The sequence below is a fragment of the Flavobacterium tyrosinilyticum genome (assembly GCF_023656565.1).
In the GTDB taxonomy this organism is placed as follows: domain Bacteria; phylum Bacteroidota; class Bacteroidia; order Flavobacteriales; family Flavobacteriaceae; genus Flavobacterium; species Flavobacterium tyrosinilyticum.
On the sequence record NZ_JAMOKG010000003.1, the window covers coordinates 688,478 to 707,148 of the forward strand.

The 18,671-nt window shown below is 33.8% G+C and carries 13 protein-coding genes; 3 read left to right on the plus strand and 10 right to left on the minus strand.

The annotated features are described in order from the left end of the window. Nucleotides 1–104 precede the first annotated feature (104 nt). The 5 genes from pdxH to pyrR form a co-directional block, all read right to left on the minus strand. Nucleotides 105–749 (minus strand): pyridoxamine 5'-phosphate oxidase, encoded by a 645-nt coding sequence (pdxH, locus tag NCC77_RS17210; protein ID WP_095930537.1) that lies wholly within the window; start codon nucleotides 747–749, stop codon nucleotides 105–107. Between the two features lie 278 nt (nucleotides 750–1,027). After that, a complete protein-coding gene (locus tag NCC77_RS17215; RefSeq protein WP_250836710.1) occupies nucleotides 1,028–1,933 on the minus strand; it encodes a ribonuclease Z in 906 nt (301 codons plus the stop codon). A 96-nt stretch (nucleotides 1,934–2,029) separates the two neighbouring features. Further along, on the minus strand, nucleotides 2,030–2,362 hold the full coding sequence (locus tag NCC77_RS17220; protein ID WP_250836711.1) for a ribonuclease Z: 333 nt from the start codon (nucleotides 2,360–2,362) through the stop codon (nucleotides 2,030–2,032). Nucleotides 2,363–2,623: 261 nt separating this feature from the next. Further along, on the minus strand, nucleotides 2,624–3,550 hold the full coding sequence (locus NCC77_RS17225; protein ID WP_029273654.1) for an aspartate carbamoyltransferase catalytic subunit: 927 nt from the start codon (nucleotides 3,548–3,550) through the stop codon (nucleotides 2,624–2,626). Nucleotides 3,551–3,701: 151 nt separating this feature from the next. Then, nucleotides 3,702–4,241: a bifunctional pyr operon transcriptional regulator/uracil phosphoribosyltransferase PyrR gene (gene pyrR / locus NCC77_RS17230; protein ID WP_008468864.1), complete on the minus strand. Its 540-nt coding sequence runs from the start codon at nucleotides 4,239–4,241 to the stop codon at nucleotides 3,702–3,704. A 231-nt stretch (nucleotides 4,242–4,472) separates the two neighbouring features. Here pyrR and NCC77_RS17235 point away from each other — a divergent pair, with 231 nt between their 5' ends. The 3 genes from NCC77_RS17235 to NCC77_RS17245 all read left to right on the plus strand — a co-directional run bounded on the left by NCC77_RS17235 (nucleotide 4,473) and on the right by NCC77_RS17245 (nucleotide 6,006). Then, nucleotides 4,473–5,261, plus strand: a complete 789-nt coding sequence (locus tag NCC77_RS17235; protein WP_250836712.1) for a hypothetical protein — start codon at nucleotides 4,473–4,475, stop codon at nucleotides 5,259–5,261. A 3-nt stretch (nucleotides 5,262–5,264) separates the two neighbouring features. Continuing rightward, a complete protein-coding gene (locus NCC77_RS17240; RefSeq protein ID WP_250836713.1) occupies nucleotides 5,265–5,708 on the plus strand; it encodes a hypothetical protein in 444 nt (147 codons plus the stop codon). 124 nt (nucleotides 5,709–5,832) lie between these two features. Next, nucleotides 5,833–6,006: a hypothetical protein gene (locus NCC77_RS17245; RefSeq protein WP_008468862.1), complete on the plus strand. Its 174-nt coding sequence runs from the start codon at nucleotides 5,833–5,835 to the stop codon at nucleotides 6,004–6,006. A gap of 180 nt (nucleotides 6,007–6,186) precedes the next feature. Here NCC77_RS17245 and NCC77_RS17250 read toward each other — a convergent pair whose 3' ends face one another. The 5 genes from NCC77_RS17250 to nagB all read right to left on the minus strand — a co-directional run bounded on the left by NCC77_RS17250 (nucleotide 6,187) and on the right by nagB (nucleotide 18,584). Continuing rightward, nucleotides 6,187–7,806 carry an ABC-F family ATP-binding cassette domain-containing protein gene (locus NCC77_RS17250; protein ID WP_250836714.1) on the minus strand — a complete coding sequence of 540 codons (1,620 nt, stop codon included), beginning with the start codon at nucleotides 7,804–7,806 and terminating at the stop codon, nucleotides 6,187–6,189. 234 nt (nucleotides 7,807–8,040) lie between these two features. Further along, nucleotides 8,041–8,841, minus strand: coding sequence for a TlpA family protein disulfide reductase (locus NCC77_RS17255; protein ID WP_250836715.1), 801 nt, complete (start codon nucleotides 8,839–8,841; stop codon nucleotides 8,041–8,043). 379 nt (nucleotides 8,842–9,220) lie between these two features. Further along, entirely contained in the window at nucleotides 9,221–13,957 is a 4,737-nt protein-coding gene (chiA, locus tag NCC77_RS17260; RefSeq protein WP_250836716.1) for a T9SS-translocated chitinase ChiA, read from the minus strand. A 469-nt stretch (nucleotides 13,958–14,426) separates the two neighbouring features. Beyond that, nucleotides 14,427–16,493 (minus strand): beta-N-acetylhexosaminidase, encoded by a 2,067-nt coding sequence (locus tag NCC77_RS17265; RefSeq protein ID WP_250836717.1) that lies wholly within the window; start codon nucleotides 16,491–16,493, stop codon nucleotides 14,427–14,429. A gap of 153 nt (nucleotides 16,494–16,646) precedes the next feature. Continuing rightward, complete coding sequence (nagB, locus tag NCC77_RS17270) at nucleotides 16,647–18,584, minus strand: glucosamine-6-phosphate deaminase (RefSeq protein ID WP_250836718.1); 1,938 nt, start codon at nucleotides 18,582–18,584, stop codon at nucleotides 16,647–16,649. Nucleotides 18,585–18,671: the final 87 nt, after the last annotated feature.

Genomic DNA, 18,671 nt, shown 5'->3' on the forward strand with positions numbered 1-18,671 from the left:
ATTATATACCAAACGTATTCATTTTACCGTTAAAGTGCAAAATTAATCGATGAAATGCATTTATTTTTTAATTTACTATATAAAATTCTTACGTAAAAATACTTTTAAGAAGACAGTCTTTCAATCTTCCAAGAAAAATCTGATTGGCTCGTGTAGCGAATTCTATCATGAAGCCTGTTGGGTCTTCCCTGCCAAAATTCAACTTGCAATGGAGTTACAATATAGCCTCCCCAATTTTCGGGTCTGGGAATTGCTTTTCCTTCAAATTCAGTTTCTAGTTTTTTTAAGTTTTCTTCTAAAAAAGTTCTGGAAGGAATCACTTCACTTTGCTTCGAAACAATCGCTCCAAGCTTACTGCCATCAGGACGAGAATCAAAATAATTATCCGAAATAATCTCAGATGTTTTCTGAGCTATTCCTTTAATAATTACCTGACGTTCTGCTTCCTGCCAAAAAAAAGACAGACAAACATTTGGGTTTGCTTCTATTGCTTTTCCTTTTTCGGAATTGTAATTGGTATAAAAGATAAATCCTTCTTCCGAAAATTTCTTCAATAAAACCACACGAGCTTTTGGAAAACCATCCAATCCAATTGTCGAAACCGTCATGGCATTCACCTCCCCGCTTCCGCCAAAATCTTCAACCTCATGAAACCATCGGTTAAAAAGATTGATTGGATCTTCGGGAATAGTACTTTCTAATAATTCGCTTTTCTCGTAAGATTTTCTATAATTACTTAAATCGTTCATGACTTATGATTTATGATTTTAGATTGTTGATTTTAGATTGTTGATTTTAGATTTTAGATTATTGTTTCAAGTTTCAAGTTTCAGGTTTCAGGTTCATGGAATCTGAATATTTTACTGTCACACTGAGTGAAGTCGAAGTGCTTTTATAAACTAGACGCTTTGCAAACGTGAGCTTCGACTTCGCTCAGCCTGACAAACGTGAAATGTTAAACCTGAAACAACCACATACAAACTTAGTGCCTCAGAACCTCAGCATATCAGAACCTTAGAACCTTAAATTAAAACTCAAAACTACGTCCATCATCTCCCAAAAGTACATTTGGAAAAATTGTTTCGGCTTCTTCTTTAAAAAGCTCAATTCCGTCGTAACGTGTTGAATAATGGCCTAAAATTAATTGTTTTACATTGGCTTTCAATGCAATATTGGCCGCTTCTTTTGCTGTCGAATGCAGTGTTTTTTCTGCCAGTCTTGCTTCAGATTCTAGAAACGTAGACTCGTGATATAAAATATCCGTATTTTGTATAATTGGAATGATCTCTTCGTTGTAAACGGTATCAGAACAGAAAGCATAACTTTTTGTTGGCGGCGGATCAAAAGTCAATTTTTGATTTTCAACTACAGTTCCATCATCAAGTGTGATATCACTTCCATTTTTGATTTTCTGATAATAAGCCACATGAATATCATAACGCTGAACTGCTTCAATATCTAGTTTTCTTTCATCTGGTTTTTCTTGAAACAAAAAACCATTGGTATAAACACGATGCTTTAACGGAATCGTTTTTACAATAACCTTTTTATCTTCAAAAATAACTTCACTTTCTTTTGATTCTAATTCGTGAAAAAACAAAGAATAAGTTGTCCAAGATTCAGTCAATTTTAATTGAAGAAGAATTAATTCTTTAATTCCTTTTGGACCATAAATATGCAAATCTGTTGTTCTTCCCAAAAGAGAAAAAGTAGAAATCGTCCCAATTAATCCATACAAATGATCACCGTGAAGATGGGAAATAAAAATATGATTGATTTTTGAGAATTTAATCTTATTCTTTCGAAGCTGAACTTGAGTTCCCTCTCCACAATCAATTAAAAACAATCGGTTTTTAATTTCTAGAACCTGCGAAGTCGGATTAGTAAGTGTTCTCGGAGTTGCGGCATAACAGCCAAGTATAGTAAGTTTCATTTTTGATTTTAGATTTTAGAATGTAGATTTTAAATTGACAAAACATTTTAGATTTAGCATTCAAAAAATCTAAAATCTAAAATCAGAAATCTAAAATTAAAACCCCAGGTCTCTTTCGATTTCTTCCATTTCGATAATATCATGCGCTTCCAAAAGTGAAGGAACCACCGCTAATTTATCTGAAATAGCATTAAAATCAAGATCGGTTGCAACTATAACAAAAGATTTTTTTGCTTTTTTATGCTGCTTAGAAAGCGGTAAAAAAGCTTTCAAATCTTTTTCTGTAATTGCTACATCAGCTGATAAATCGATTATAATATTTTGTTTTTCAAAGGTTTTAAACTGTTGCGTCACTTTTTCCAAGAAAGCGTTTACATCTCCTTGAGTATCTTTAATCGTAACGGTATGTCCTTTTTGATCTACTTTCATTTTTATAATTTGTGAGGCTTGTATTTTATGATGCTAATTTAGTAAGTTTTTTTATTGTTTCAAGTTTAAGGTTTCAAGTTTAAAGTTTGAGGTTTCACGTTTGTCAGGCTGAGCGAAGTCGAAGCCTACGTTTGCAAAGTACATTTCGTTTTTAAAAAACACTTCATTAAATGCGATACTCATTACAAAACTGAAAACTGCGACCGCGACTGAATACTAAAACTGAACACTTATCACTGAGAACTGACCACTAAAAAAAAACTACTGTATCTTAGAAGCCAGCAAATAAATAACCGCCATTCTAATTGCAACACCATTCTCCACCTGATTCAAGATCACCGAATGATCAGAATCTGCCACTTCAGAAGTGATTTCTACTCCTCTGTTGATTGGTCCTGGATGCATGATTACGATTTCTTTTCCTAGCGAATCCAAAAGCGGTTTATCCACTCCATATTGTTGTGCATATTCACGAGTTGATGGGAAGAAATTCACATCCATACGTTCGTTTTGCACACGAAGCATATTCGCAACGTCACACCATTCTAAGGCTTTTCTTAAATTCGGTTCCACTGTAACACCAAGTGATTCAATATATCTCGGAATCAGCGTTTTTGGTCCGCAAACTTTTACTTCTGCGCCTTGCATCTGCAAAGCATATATGTTGGATAAGGCTACTCTAGAATGCAGAATATCGCCTACAATAACTACTTTTTTTCCAGCAACATCACCCAATTTTTCTCTGATTGAATAACTATCTAACAAAGCTTGAGTTGGATGTTCGTGCGCTCCGTCTCCGGCGTTTACGATACTGGCTTTGACATTTTTAGATAAAAAATAAGCCGCTCCGGGATTGGAGTGGCGCATTACAACCATATCCACTTTCATCGAAAGGATATTATTAACAGTATCAATCAAGGTCTCTCCTTTTTTAACCGATGACTGAGCTGCAGAAAAACTGATTACATCAGCAGATAAACGTTTCTGCGCTAATTCGAAAGAGAGTTTGGTTCTGGTACTGTTTTCGAAGAAAATATTGGCAATGGTAATATCTCGTAATGAAGGAACTTTTTTAATCGGTCTATTAATGACTTCTTTAAAATGATCTGCCGTTTCAAAAATCAGGTTAATATCATTCTCGTTGATATATTTAATTCCTAATAAATGATTTACGCTTAATTCTTTCATCTTTCTGTTTAATTGTTTATTTGTTTAATCGTTTAATCGCTTTCTTTCCGATTAAACAGTTAACCGATTTAACGGTTCAACTTTTTTTAATTCTTTAATTGTTTAATCATTGGCTTTTCCGATTAAACAATTAACCGGTTAACCGATTAAACTAATTTGTCACTAGGTGAACAACATCTTCACCATCATTTTCTTTCCAGCTTACAATTACTTTTTCACCATTAATAGCATCTACCTGACGACCTCTATAATCGGGCTGAATTGGTAAATGACGGCTGAAACGTCTGTCGATTAAAACCAATAATTCAATTTCTGAAGGTCTTCCAAAAGATTGAATGGCAGTTAAGGCAGAACGAATGCTTCTTCCTGTAAACAAAACATCATCTATAAAAATGACTTTCTTGTCTTCAACTATAAAATTGATTTGGGTTTTATTGGCTTCAAGCGGTTTATCAGTACGACGGAAATCATCTCTAAAAAAAGTGATGTCCAGATATCCTAAAGAAATTTCAGGAACCTTATATTCGTTTTCTAATATTTGTTTTAAACGTTCAGCTAAAAAAACGCCTCTTGGCTGAATTCCAACTAAAATAGTTTCAGAAAAATCAAGATGTTTTTCGATTAACTGACAAGCCAAACGATGGAGTATGATAGTAACTTCTTTCGAATTAAGTAATACTTTTTGACTCATAAGTGATTGTAATGTTTGGTTGCGCAAATATACGGAATCTGATTTTATTTGTTGGGGTGTTGGGGTTGGAAATATTTTTTTTACAATTATCAAAAATTAACAACTTTAATTTTCATAATTATTTTCTTTAAAATAAAATCTTATTTTTTGTGTGTTCTTTTACTGATAAAAATATATTTTAGCAAACCAATCTAAAGAAACTAAAACATTTAAAATATTATAAATCTTTATATGAAAGTTATTTTTTGGAATACTAAAAACATTGAAAATTTTGATATTATATTAAGTATTTTAGAAGATGAGAATCCTCATTTTCTTTTTTTGTCTGAATTTGAAAAATTAGATATTAGCTCACATTATAAAGATCTAATAGCATTAAATTATAACCACTTATCAAATCCCGGTTGCGATAAAATCAAAATAATAAAAAAAGTTTCCATAAAAAATATTGAATTAACAATTCAACATAGTGATTATACTGGAATATTTTTTCCAAAAATGGATTTAAATATTATTTCTGTGCATATGCCCTCACAGATGTATTATGAATTTGATGCCTTAAAATACAATATTTCAAAGTTTAAACAAGATTTTGAAAAACATATTGGAAATACAGAAGAAGAAAACATATTAATTATTGGTGATTTTAATGTTAATCCCTATGAATCTCCGATGATTAATCTAGATGGTTTAGGCGCAACAAATACAATTAAATTTAATAGTAAAAAACCTTTTAGAGGTTATGAAAATTTTCTATATTACAATCCTACTTGGAAATTATATTCAAAAACGCATTTTCCTGGTACATTTAGAAAGCCAAGACCTTCCAATACATCCTTCGATGTATTGGAACATCATTTTCTCGATCAAGTTGTTATCAGTAAAAAACTAATGAAATCAATTAAAAATGAAGATATTGATATCATACATTCAACCTCAAAATTTAATATTTTTGACTTCGTTAAAAATAAAATAAATTACTCAGATCATTTACCCATTAAATATAATTTTGAAATATAACTCATGGATTGGAAAAAATTTACAATTGAAAAAATAAAAACTCCGAACGAAATAATCGGTGAGACATTAGAAGGCTTCAATGAAGCAACAAATAATCTTTTAAATTTATCATTATTTGAAAAATCTGAAATTGAATTGCTAAGACAAAAAAATGGATCTAGCTTTCAATATGATCTTGTTCTTCATACTAAGTATATGAGATCATATAAATTTGTAGTATTTGAATTGTTTTTTGATGTAACATTATATCCGTGTGCTTTAAAAATTGAAAAAGGCATCGCAAAAAATCTAGATTTAACTCAAAATTATATCATTTCAGAAAACGAATCTCAATTAAGAACTTCTTTAGAATTAATATTTAACACAGAAAAGTTCAATGAAATTGTTAGTGGATTAATGAAATTATCAAGTTTATCAAAAGAAGAAGATGACAAAATACCTTTTTAAATTATAAATTGAAGAATGTATTTAAAAAGTAATCTCCAAATCCTAAAACATTTCCAAAAAATTCTATAACACATTTTGCCTATTCCTGAAGTAATTTTAAGTATCAATTTAAAATATCAGAATCATGCAAAATAAAATACTAAGATTGTTAATGGTATTCGTTATACTGTTTTCATTTACAAGCTGTGAAGTTATTGGAGACATTTTTAAAGCCGGAATGGGATTCGGGATATTTATCGTAATTTTTATTATTGCGATTATTATCTGGATTTTCGCTAAAATGTTCGGCAGTAAATAAGTGATAAATAACAAAGTAAAAAATCCCAAATTCCAAATTTAAATTGGAGTTTGGGATTTTTTTATGGGTGTAGAACTTTGTCAAAGTTTAAAACTTTGACAAAGTTGTAAAGTCAAAGATTGGAATTTGGAATTTGGAATTTCAATTATTGGAATTTACAATTTATTGGAATTTCAAAAATTAAAGATTGTACATCTTCTTTCTTTGTTCTTGAATTTTTTCATCATCAAGATATTCATCAAATGTCATGTAACGATCGATAACTCCGTTTGGTGTCAATTCTACGATTCTGTTACCAACAGTTTGCGCGAACTCGTGGTCATGTGTTGTGAAAATTACAGAACCTTTAAAGTTTTTCAATGAGTTGTTGAAAGCCGTAATAGACTCCAAATCTAAGTGATTTGTTGGCTCATCTAGCATTAAAACGTTTGCACGTTCCATCATCATTCTAGAAAGCATACAACGCACTTTTTCTCCTCCAGATAAAACTCTAGACGTTTTTAAAGCTTCTTCTCCAGAGAAAATCATTTTTCCTAAGAAACCTCTAATAAATACCTCATCACGTTCTTCTTCTGTTTTAGCGTACTGACGTAACCAGTCAACTAAAGTCAAATCGTTTTCGAAATATTTGTGATTTTCAGCTGGTAAATACGCTTGGTTGGTTGTAATTCCCCAATCGAAAGTTCCAGCATCAGCTTTTTGTTCGTTGTTTAAGATTTCGTAGAAAGCAGTTGTAGCACGTGAATCTTTAGAGAAAAGAACGATTTTATCGCCTTTTGCCATATTCAGGTTTATGTCTTTGAATAAAACTTCTCCATCTACAGAAGCTGCTAAACCTTCTACATTCAAGATCTGATCTCCAGCTTCACGATCCTGATCGAAGATAATCGCAGGATAACGACGGCTAGATGGTTTAATTTCAGAAATATTTAGTTTCGAAATCATTTTTTTACGAGAAGTTGCTTGTTTAGATTTCGCCACGTTTGCACTAAAACGACGAATAAATTCTTCCAACTCTTGTTTCTTCTCTTCTGCTTTTTTGTTTTGCTGTGCACGCTGTTTTGCCGCTAATTGGCTAGACTCGTACCAGAACGTATAGTTCCCTGAGTAGTGATTAATTTTCCCGAAATCAATATCAGAAATATGTGTACAAACCGCATCCAAAAAGTGACGGTCGTGAGATACAACAATTACAGTGTTTTCGTAGTTTGCTAAGAAGTTTTCTAACCAAGCGATTGTCTCGAAATCCAAATCGTTGGTAGGCTCATCCATAATCAATACATCAGGATTTCCAAAAAGCGCCTGCGCCAAAAGCACACGTACTTTCATCTTTCCTTCCATATCTGCCATTAAAGTATAATGATCTGCTTCAGAGATTCCTAAGTTAGACAACATAGACGCAGCATCAGAATCGGCATTCCATCCGTTCATTTCTTCAAACTGAACTTGTAACTCCCCTATTCTATCTGCATTGGCATCATTATAATCTAAATAAAGTTCATCCATTTCTTTTTTAACAGCATACAAAACTTTATTTCCCATTAAAACGGTTTCCAAAACAGTATGCTCATCGAACATGTTGTGGTTCTGGTTTAAAACCGACATACGTTTTCCCGGTTCTAAATGAATATGCCCAGAAGTTGGGTCCATATCACCTGAAATAATTTTTAGAAATGTAGATTTTCCAGCACCATTGGCTCCAATAACGCCGTAAATATTTCCGTGAGTGAATGTGGTATTTACTTCGTCAAACAAAATTCGTTTGCCAAATTGAACTGATAAATTATTGACTGTTAACATGAATGTCTTTTTAATTAATTTGGTGCAAAAGTAGTGAAAAAGGTTCTAAGTTGCAAAGATCCTAAGGTGCTAAGGTTTTTATGCTAGTGATGAGAGGTTCTCGCAGAGGCGCTAAGGCGCAGAGTTTTGTTTAATGCTGTTTAATCGTCACGCAATCTTGTCAGAAATGACAAAAATGAGGTTACTTTGCCATAAAACTTTGCAACTTCGCGACTTTGCGAGATTAATTAAAACTTATAATTTACTTTCTTTAGCCAAAGCCACTTCTAAACTTTCAAAATTTGGAAGCACTTTAGCAATCATTCCTTCTTTGTTGATTATAAAATGTGTTGGAAAAGAGTTCAACTGTAAAGCATTATTCATATATTCCTTCATATCTGGAATTACAGAATAAGACAATGGTTTTCTTGCCAAGAAATTTTTTAATTGCTCTACTGAATCTTCGGCTAAACTCATAAAAACAATATCGTTTCGATCTTTATATTCTGAAACTAATTTATTGACTTGAGGAAATTCTCTAATGCATGGCGTGCAGTGAATGTACCAGCATTTGATCACAATGATTTTTCCTTTCATGGATTCGTTGGTCACCAGATTTCCGTTTAAATCTTTAAATGAAAATTTTGGAAAAGCGGTTCCTTCCATTTTGTAGTTTTTATAAGCATCAAAACCAATTTGATTGATGGTGGCTTTTATGCTTGAATCTGTTTTTGGCTGAATTTTGAATAGTTTATAAACATAAACATCTGCTTCTGATTTCAATCGAACTGGAATAAAATTTCCATTTGCCAGCTGATCTAAAAAAGCTTCTTTTGAGATTTCTTTTGAAGATGAATCAAGTGCAGTGAAATCTCTAGAAAGCATAATTCCTTTATTATAAACCGACCATTGCTCGTACGTTTTCTGAATTTGTAAGGGATCAACTTCTGGATTTCCGAATTTATTTTGAGCTGTACTTATTGAAAAAATAAAGAGTAGTGCAATTAAGCTAATGAATTTCTGCATGGATTCTGAAACAATTGTATTTGATTTCAAAAATAGTGAAAGTTTTTTAACCGCAAAGACGCGAAGGTGTGCGCAAAGTTCGCAAAGGGTTTCTTGCAGATTTAATAGATTTAGCAGATTTTTTATTAATCTATCTAAAAAAACAAGTGAAAAAATCCGTTTTAATCTGCGTCTTTACGAAGTAAATCCGCCTCATCCGTGTACTATATTGAGTTATTAGTCCATTTATCGAAAGTCATAAAAAAACCTGGCAGTAAAACTACCAGGTTCATAATGCGCATCTTTAGGCAAAAACCAAATAACAAATTACCTAAAGTGGCATTTTTTAGAAATAAAATAGATTAAAACATAAATAACCAAACTCAATTTTAACCGTCCCGTTTTTTATTTCTAAATTTTCAATTCTTTTTTAGTTTAAAAAGTTCATTACTTTCAATGACTTTTTGTGTCCAGATTTATCTGTTACGATCACGACAAAAATTTGTCTACTAGCAAAACTTGGACTATGAAGCAATACTTCTTTGTTGTTTTGAATATTTCTAGAACTTGTAACAGTTTGTCCTATGGTATTGAATACATCCACCTGAGCAATGTCTTCTGTTTCATTAGATACCGATAAGGTATTGTTTCTAAAATAGGCAACAGTAGTATTGCTTTCTGCTGAAATATCTTCAAGAACTAATGTTTTTGCTGTGGCTTGAGATGCAAAATAAGCTGCATACGCTTTAGACAATTCAGATGAATTACCACAAGAAGAAGCATCCCAGTTTACAGACCAAGTCATTAAACCTCTTAAAGAAGGATATGGTCCGCCTGGTTGCATAGTGTATGTTCTTCCTGAGAAATTGGTTCCATTTCTTAAATAATCCATAGCATTAATTCCTTCTGTCGGAGTTAAATAACCGCTACCTGCTGCACTCGGACAAGCTGGTAATGCAATAAGAACTTTTGAAGCTGGCAATCCATCAAAACGCATTCCTGTTGAAGCAATGTTATACCCTTTTATGATCATATCAGTCAAGGCTGTAACCATGTTGGCTTTCTTAGCCGTGCCATAATATTGGCCATCTAATCCGTTTTCTCCTCCTGTGTTATACAATTGTACCGCTAACAAATCTAACTCGTTGCGTAAGTTTTGAATAATTGGCAAGAACGAACCAAAAGTATCTGTATAAGTAGTATATCCTCCTTGTACATATTGTGTTTCTGGAGCTGCAGTCAATAAAAATCCAGGGCCATAGTACGCTTTTAATTCTTTAAAAGCATCTACTACGTTTTTCAATCTTGGATAAGCCGAAATACCGGCATAAGAAATATCTCTCAAACCACCAGCGCTAAAATTCATCGATCCGCCTTCAAAATCAATATCAACTCCATCAAATTGATACTCGTCAATAATGGCTTTTAGACCATTAACAAAAATATTTTTCTGAGTTACATTATCTAAAACAACATGACCATTTTGACCTCCAATAGAAACAATAACAGGAACACCGCTATCTCTTAAGGCTTTGATATCATTTTTCAACAATTGCTTATTGAAAACACCATTGGTCAAATATCTCGCATCGTTTGTGGTTAATATTGGTGTATAACCATCTCTATTCACGGTTTCTACGAAAGAATAATCAACTACGTTAAATTTACTTCCGACCATTTGAGAAAAATATAAAAATGGAGCTGCAGTATTTTCCCAAGAATGTGCGTACCCTAAAATAATTTTAGATGGAAGCGGAATAAATCTATTACCACTTATTGTAGCAATTTTAATGGTATTGTTTAATGTCGTTACAGCAGCTTTATTATCGGTTGCTTTAATTACAATTGGATAATCTTGATATGCAGTTGGCGTAAAATTATACGTATAAGTATTATTTGTACCAGCTGTCATGTTAAACGTGCCTCCATTTATGGTAATCGCAACACCAGAAACCGATCCGTCACTATCGACAGCTGTAACTGAAATTGGCACAACTTGGAAAGAGCTTTGGTATACCGTAGTATTTGATGGCGAATTCCAAGTGATTACAGGCAATGAATTTGGACAGTTTGCACCTGAACAATTTAATGTAAAAGTATATGTTTTTGAATCTGTTGTTCCGTTTGAAGCCGTAGCTGTGACAGTTAATGTATGACTTTGCGAAAACTGATTTGCTACTGGTGTCCAAACCGCGGTATAAGTTCCTGAAGAATTTGTAGCGCTTATGCTTTGTCCGTCTAAACTAAATACAACAGATGAAATTGTAGTGGCATCTGTAGCACTTAATCCTACACTTGCAACAAAGTTAATTGCCGAACCTAAATTTATAGCAATCGCCGAAGCTGTTGGTGCTGTAATAGCAACCACTGGCTTAGTCACAACCGTTGTTTGTGTATTGAAATTATAAACTGTTGGCGCTGTTGGAACGGCGAAGTTTGCTAGATTATTTGGATAATAAGCTACTTCACCGTTTTGCCATGAATTTAATTTCAAGCTTAAAATTTGTGTATAACCCGCTACAACTGAATCATCAAAAGCGTAATTTCCTGATGCATCTGTTGTCGCTAGAACGCTTTTCCAGTTGTGCGTGTTATCTGTCCATGGTAAAACAATTTCCACTTTTGCATTTGCTACAGGCGTTGAACCGTTTTTCACCGTTCCACTGATTAAGTTTGTAGCTGCCGCTAATGCTACTCTAGCCGTTGAACTTGTATTAAAGTTGTATGTTGTTGGGCTTGCAGGAACTGCAAAGTTGGCTAGATTATTAGGATAATAATTTACCTCTCCGTTTGACCAAGTATTTAGTTTTAAACTTGTAATGGTTGTATAACCGTCTATAACAGAATTATCAAAACTGTATTTTCCTTGTGCATCTGTTGTTGCCAGAACACTTTTCCACGGATGTGCATTATCTGTCCAAGGTAAAACCAATTCTACTTTGGCTCCTGAAACTGGAGTTGTTCCGTTTTTAACTGTTCCGCTAATTTTGCTTGAAGTCGTTACAACATCTTGAGCAAAATTTAATGTTTTATTGGCATTCAAATTAGAATAAACTGTCGACGCCGGTGTAAATGTCTGTCCTGTTAAAGCTGCAGTTACAGTGTAATTTCCGCCAGAAGCTAAAGTCAATGAATATGACCCAGTTGAATTAGTTGTTGCCGTAACATTTCCTGCTGTAGAAGCTGCCGTAACGGTTACGCCAGAAACTGCAGTACTTCCGTTAAGAACTGTTCCGCTTACGGTGTACGTTACAACTGCCGCACCTTGAGTGAAATTCAACGTCTTGTTGGCATCAATTGCATTGTAAACTGTTGAAGCTGGAGTATAAGAAAATCCAGATTTTGAAGCTGTAACTGTGAAGTTTAAACCTGCTGTTAAACCTGCAACGCTGTAAGCCCCACTTGCATTTGAAACTGCTGTCAAAGTTGTGCTTCCTGAAACTGCTGAAATTGTAACGCCCGAAACTGGAGTTGTTCCGTCTAAAACTGTTCCGCTTACGGTATAAGTTGGCTGAGTTCCGTTAATCACAACTGCCGTTTGATTTACTGTTACATTGTTTAGTGATACTGGAACAAAGGTATAACTCGCTTTTAAAGCTGTAAGCGAATAGTTTTGTCCTGAAGTTAGATTATTGAATGCAAAATTTCCTGTTTGAGAAACTACTGTCTGGATAACAGCATTAGATGCATTACGCAATTCAACAGTAACATTAGTAACCAAAGTCGATCCGTTTTTTACAGAACCAGAAATACTTACTGTTCCTGGAACAACACTGCCGAAAGAAGCGTCAACTTGGTTTAATAATGAATTTGGAATAGCACCTCTGGTATCTTGAGATAATTCCCAAATCATACCTCCTGCTAAGTTTTTCGATTTTATATACTGCACTTTTAAGTCCATTGACTGTTTATCTTCATAAGAAATAAACTCTTTTCTAGTAGCATTATATAAATAAGGAACTTTTGTAGTATTATCAAAATAACGTACCCATCCTGCTGAAGCCGCAGATGGCGTTACCATCATCGTGTTTGGATCTAAATAAGCATGCGAATTGGTAACTGGATTTCCAACTAAATCACAGATTTCGATACTTCCAGATTTTTCACAAGCTCCTGAACCATCCCATGTTCCGGTTGGGTTTTGCGGATTTGTACATCCAGGAACTGCATATCTTGGTGCTGAAACAAATAATCCGTTTGTTGAATTTGCAGCAACGTTATCGAATTTTTTTCCGTAGAAAGGCAATCCCATGATTAATTTATTCGCAGGAAAACCAATTACGTTTAGATATTGATTGGTCAATTCGTCTAATGATTCAGATTGCGTTGCGCCATACAACGGATCATTAGTGTTCCCGCTTGCATATAAAGGAGCATTATAGCAGGTTTTATCATACCAGTTTCCTCCAAAATCATATCCAAAATAGGTAATATAATCGCAGTAAGTCGAAATATCTTCGCTCATACCATACTGCGCTCTGTTGTTTGGCCCTAAATACTGTTTAGCAACGTTTCTAACATTGTTTCCTGCAGCAATGGTAACCAATTTATTTGGCATTGCCTGACGCATTGCTTTCAATAAAAGCACTAAATTTTTATTATCGTCTGGACTGTATTTTTGCGGAGGAACAGGCGCACCATTTACTATTTCTGTACCGTCAGTTCCACCCGAAAGAGGATATTCCCAATCGATGTCAAAACCGTCAATAAAAGGATACGTAGTAATAAAGTTTGCCATATCTGCTGCTAAAGCTGCTCTTGCTACAGGACTTGCAGCAATTGGAGAAAGATCTTGTCCTTTTGTCCAGCCTCCAACAGAAATTAGAATTTTTAAATGCGGATACTTTTCTTTTAATTTCATTAAATCATAAAAGTTTCCTTTTACTGGCGCATCCCACGGAATGCCGCCCTCCATATGCTCATAATCAGCATAAGTGTCTAAACATTTTAATTTGGTATTCTCTGGATGGGCAGGATCATAAGTTGTGCCATAAAAAGAATAATTTAAATGCGTTATTTTACTTCCATCAATTTTAGGAACATTAAAATCCCTAGCATAGATAGACCATTGCGCATAATACCCCACTACTTTTTTTCCGTGAGCTGGTTGAGCCAACGCTAGTAAGGGAAACAACAACAAAAAGAGCAATCTGTAATAATGTTTCATAGTTAATAAATATTAGTTAATAGAAAATAAATAATTGGGCCGCAGAAGCTTTTAAAATCTTCTGGGTTTCGCTCAACTGCAGATTGGAACCCCGCGGTCGATTGGAAATAAACTCAAATTACATTCTATAGATAAATATTACTATTACCGATTCATTCATAATCATTAGTAAATAGCAGTGATCGATATTTATTTATAATTCTAAAAATTAATCTTAAATACAAATGATAAATTTGGGACTAATCATCAATCTATACTCTCGTTTTTTGTCATGTTTTGTGGTATTCTAATTCTTCTATTTGGTTTTAAAGGTTAATACTAATTTTATGGCTTATATTTTTATTATTGAATTAAGTTAAGTGCTGCTTACTTCTGAAATCTTGGCTATAACTATCTCTACCGTGGAACTCCGGCAGAGATAATTAAAAGCCTGATTAATGTAACTCTAAAACACTAACTCAACCAAAATTTATATTAGTTTCTTTAAACTCTCATAAACTGACAATTCTACGTCAGCATGATCTTTTGTATTGCATTGCTCTATTAGACTTTTTAAATCTGCTGGTTTTAAAGTCGATTTATTATCTAATACAAGTAATAATTCTTGCGATGCATCACTTAACTTTTTAGACAAAGGCAAAATTGGCTGCACTAATGGTGCATTGGCACTTAGCGCTGTTAAGTCTTTATTTACAGTAATCCATTTATTAAAAAATGCTGTCACTTTTGCTTTATTATCAGCCGATTTATTTGCTAAATATTGATTTACTGCAGCATCAAACGCAAGTGCATCTTTTGCGTCTGGTCCGCATGCATCTGCAAACAAGGTAAACGGAGAATACATCTGATACTCTGTTCCTCCTTTGTTACGAGTATATCCTTTTAAAGGCTCACTAACTTTAGAAAATTCTTCAAGCGACTGAATGTTTTGATTGTTGGCAATATTTCTTAAAATAACATCTTTGTTACGAATGTGCGTAATGCCTAATTCTTCTAATCTGAAAGAAATCTGTTCTAAACGTTTGCGCATATTTTCTACATCCACTACATCTTCTGCAGACCACAATCTTTCAGCAATAGCAGCTGTTCTTGGCCAAACTCGAGAATCTATCGTGGTTGGTGTAGCCAATTCTGTCCACATTGTTGCTTCTCCACCCAAGATCCTTGCTTTTTCATCGCTGGTTAAATTAGCTCCTTTTGGCATCGGATCATTTAAATAATGGCTTGCTATTGGGTACATTAAATCGATATAATAGCCATTTGAAAGAACGGTTTTGTATCCTTTTTTAACTGCATCTACTAAAGATTGCCCAGCTGCCATTCCTTCATTTGGACCTCTCCAAGAATGTACAATAGCTTCTTTAGATAAATCTTTTGTCAAGATTTCTTCCCACCCCATCAATTGTTTTCCGTGTTTCTTTAACATCGGTGCCAATTGCATGGTAAAATAAGTTTGCAATTCGTGGTTGGTTTTTAAATTATGCTTCTTTTTGAATTCTTGAATCTTCGGATTTGCATCCCAATCTTTTCCTTCGTTTTCATCTCCTCCAATATGGAAATAAGCGCCAGGAAATAATGGACAAACCTCATCAAAAACTTCACTTAATAATTGATATGTTTTAGGATTTGAAGGATCTAATGTTGGCGAAAAAATACCCGCATTTCTTTCAATTCCATAGGTAGCAATTGCTGTACCTTGAATATTTTTTTCAGATGTTCCTCCTGTCAGCGTGATTACTTTACTGCCAATTTCTGGATAAGCCGTTAAAATTGCAGATCCGTGACCCGGAACATCTATTTCTGGAACAATTAAAATACCGCGCTCATCGGCATATTTTACGATATTTTTAATTTCCTCTTGTGTATAATACATTCCATCTGAAGCTAATTGAGTAAACTTTGGATGTTTTTTCATTTCGATTCTCCAACCTTGATCATCAACCAAATGCCAGTGAAAAACATTCATTTTCACAGCTGCCAATGCATCAATATTTCTCTTAATTACGTCAATTGGCTGAAAATGTCTTGAAACATCAATCATTAAACCTCTCCATGTAAATCTTGGGAAATCTGAAATTTTTGAAACTGGAAAATAAAAAGATTTTGAGTTGTTTTGAAGCATCTGCAACAATGTCTCCAAACCATGTAAAGCTCCTAAATCACTTGAAGCGTTTATTGTTATTTTATTTGAAGTAATATCTAAATGATAACTTTCGTCTTCGTACAAACCAATTTTACCGCTTTTAGTGCAATTGATCTGCAATTCTGCATTTGGAACTTCATTTAGTTTTTCAATAAAACCTTGTTCGAAAAATATACCTGTTCTACCATCTAAGCGGCGCAAAAAACGAGTTACTCCTCCAAATATTCTAGCATTTGGATTTCCTGTAATGTTTACTTTAAAATTTTTAGTTAAATTAAAATTACCTTCATTAATAACAACATTCTGAGGCCAAGGCATAAGATTTAGCTGCTCCTTCTGGACTTGAGCACCTGCTGTTAAACCTGCAAATAATAGTACAAATAGATATTTCATTTTTCTTTTTTTTGGTTGGATAGCTTTTTTATAAGTATCCTAAATTTATAAAAAAACAAAACTCAGAATGATTTCAGCTTTTACCTCACTTTGCTATGAGATCAATCTGAATTTTGCTATTTGATTCATTCTACAATGAATCGGAAAAAATTTTTAGTAATCAAAACGTTTAAAAGCTTCGATCGCTTCATATTCAGCCAAACCTAATTCATCATATAAGATGGCTGTGTTTTTATTTCGATCTTCTGCCCTAACCCAAAATTCACGAGAATCGTTACCTTGAAACATCACCCTGTCTTTTTGAGACTGATGGTGTAAAATAGCATGGCGTTTCAACAAAACCTCTGATGGGCTTAATGGAACTGCCATATCAATTTCGTGAATATCCCATTCATGCCAAGCTCCTCTATACAACCATAACCAACAGTCATCCATGTACGGTTCTGGTTTAAGTTCTTTTAAAGCGGCAAAAATGGCATTTAAACAAACCTCATGTGTTCCGTGCGGATCTGCAAGATCTCCAGCAGCAAAAACTTGATGTGGTTTTATTTTTGCAATAATATTTTTTACAATAGCAATATCTTCTGGCCCTAACGGATTCTTTTTAACTTGCCCAGTTTCATAAAAAGGAAGATCTAAAAAGTGTGTATTTTCATCTTTCAGTCCAATATATCTTGTTGCTCCGTAAGATTCTCTTCTTCTAATCAATCCTTTTAATTTTCGGACTTCTAAAGAATCAATCTGATTTTCAGATTTATTATTTAGAAATTCGATTACTGATTTGAAATTGATATCTGATTTTTCATTTCCGATAAAATCGCTCGCAACTTCTGCAAATTTTAATGCTTCATCATCTGAAACCGCAATGTTTCCTGAAGTCTGATATACTACGTGAACATCGTGTCCTTGTTTGATTAATTTCGAAAACGTTCCTCCCATAGAAATCACATCATCATCTGGGTGTGGACTAAAAAGAATAATTCTCTTTTTTGCCGGATTTGCCCTTTCTGGACGAAATGAATCATCTGTGTTTGGTTTTCCTCCTGGCCATCCGGTAATCGTGTGCTGCAAAATATTGAACATATTAATATTCATATCATAAGCAGAACCTTCTTGAGCCAAAAGATCAGACATTCCGTTATTGTTATAATCACGATCTGTCAATTTCAGAATAGATTGTTTTGTTTTTTGACACAACCAAACAATCGCTTTACTTTTTAATTCGGGAGTCCAAAGACATTCTCCAACTAACCAAGGCGTTTTGAAACGGGTTAACTCTGAAGCTGCCGACTGATCTAAAACAAAAGTTGCGTTTGGATGATTCTGTAAAAATGTCGCTGGAATTTCTGAACTGATATCGCCTTGAACTGTTCTCTTTATAATATCTGCTTTATTTTGCCCCCATGCCATCAAAACAATACGTTTTGACCTCATGATGGTTGAAACCCCCATTGTTATGGCACGTTTCGGCACATTATCTATACCATTAAAAGCAGATGAAGCATCGACTCTAGTGATGTGATCTAAGGTAATAATTCTTGTTCCTGAATTGATATGCGAACCCGGCTCGTTAAATCCAACGTGTCCTGTTCTACCAATTCCAAGCAATTGAAAATCAAGCCCACCTGCATTTTTAATATTCATTTCATAATCGATACAATATTGATTGATTTCCTCAATTGCTACTGTACCATCAGGAATATTAATATTTTCAGGTTTGATATCAATGTGATTAAAAAGATGCTCATGCATGAAATAATGATAGCTCTGATTGTTCTCCTTAGTCATTGGATAATATTCATCCAAATTAAAGGTGATAACATTGCTAAAACTAAGTCCTTCTTCTCTGTGCATTCTCACTAGTTCCTCATAAACTTTAATAGGAGAAGAACCTGTTGCAAGACCTAAAACACAAGATTTATTTTTTTCCTGCTTAGACCTAATTAGCTGCGCAATTTCCTGGGCTACAATTACAGAAGCATCAATCGAGCCTTTAAAGATTTCAATATGAATTTTCTCAAATCGAGTTTCTTCAAATTTTCCCGCGCTTTTGTAACTAATATCAGGTTTTATTTCTAAAGCACTTTTCATTTCTTTTCTTTTTTGTAGTAATTACCATTTTGGTTTTAAGAATGGTATAGATCGCTTTCGCCATCTATACCATACTACTAACCAAAC

Coding starts and splice junctions, on each gene's coding strand:
- pdxH (WP_095930537.1), bottom strand. CDS start 749: ATGAACGATTTAAGTAATTATAGAAAATCTTACGAGAAAAGCGAATTA.
- NCC77_RS17215 (WP_250836710.1), bottom strand. CDS start 1,933: ATGAAACTTACTATACTTGGCTGTTATGCCGCAACTCCGAGAACACTT.
- NCC77_RS17220 (WP_250836711.1), bottom strand. CDS start 2,362: ATGAAAGTAGATCAAAAAGGACATACCGTTACGATTAAAGATACTCAA.
- NCC77_RS17225 (WP_029273654.1), bottom strand. CDS start 3,550: ATGAAAGAATTAAGCGTAAATCATTTATTAGGAATTAAATATATCAAC.
- pyrR (WP_008468864.1), bottom strand. CDS start 4,241: ATGAGTCAAAAAGTATTACTTAATTCGAAAGAAGTTACTATCATACTC.
- NCC77_RS17235 (WP_250836712.1), top strand. CDS start 4,473: ATGAAAGTTATTTTTTGGAATACTAAAAACATTGAAAATTTTGATATT.
- NCC77_RS17240 (WP_250836713.1), top strand. CDS start 5,265: ATGGATTGGAAAAAATTTACAATTGAAAAAATAAAAACTCCGAACGAA.
- NCC77_RS17245 (WP_008468862.1), top strand. CDS start 5,833: ATGCAAAATAAAATACTAAGATTGTTAATGGTATTCGTTATACTGTTT.
- NCC77_RS17250 (WP_250836714.1), bottom strand. CDS start 7,806: ATGTTAACAGTCAATAATTTATCAGTTCAATTTGGCAAACGAATTTTG.
- chiA (WP_250836716.1), bottom strand. CDS start 13,957: ATGAAACATTATTACAGATTGCTCTTTTTGTTGTTGTTTCCCTTACTA.
- NCC77_RS17265 (WP_250836717.1), bottom strand. CDS start 16,493: ATGAAATATCTATTTGTACTATTATTTGCAGGTTTAACAGCAGGTGCT.
- nagB (WP_250836718.1), bottom strand. CDS start 18,584: ATGAAAAGTGCTTTAGAAATAAAACCTGATATTAGTTACAAAAGCGCG.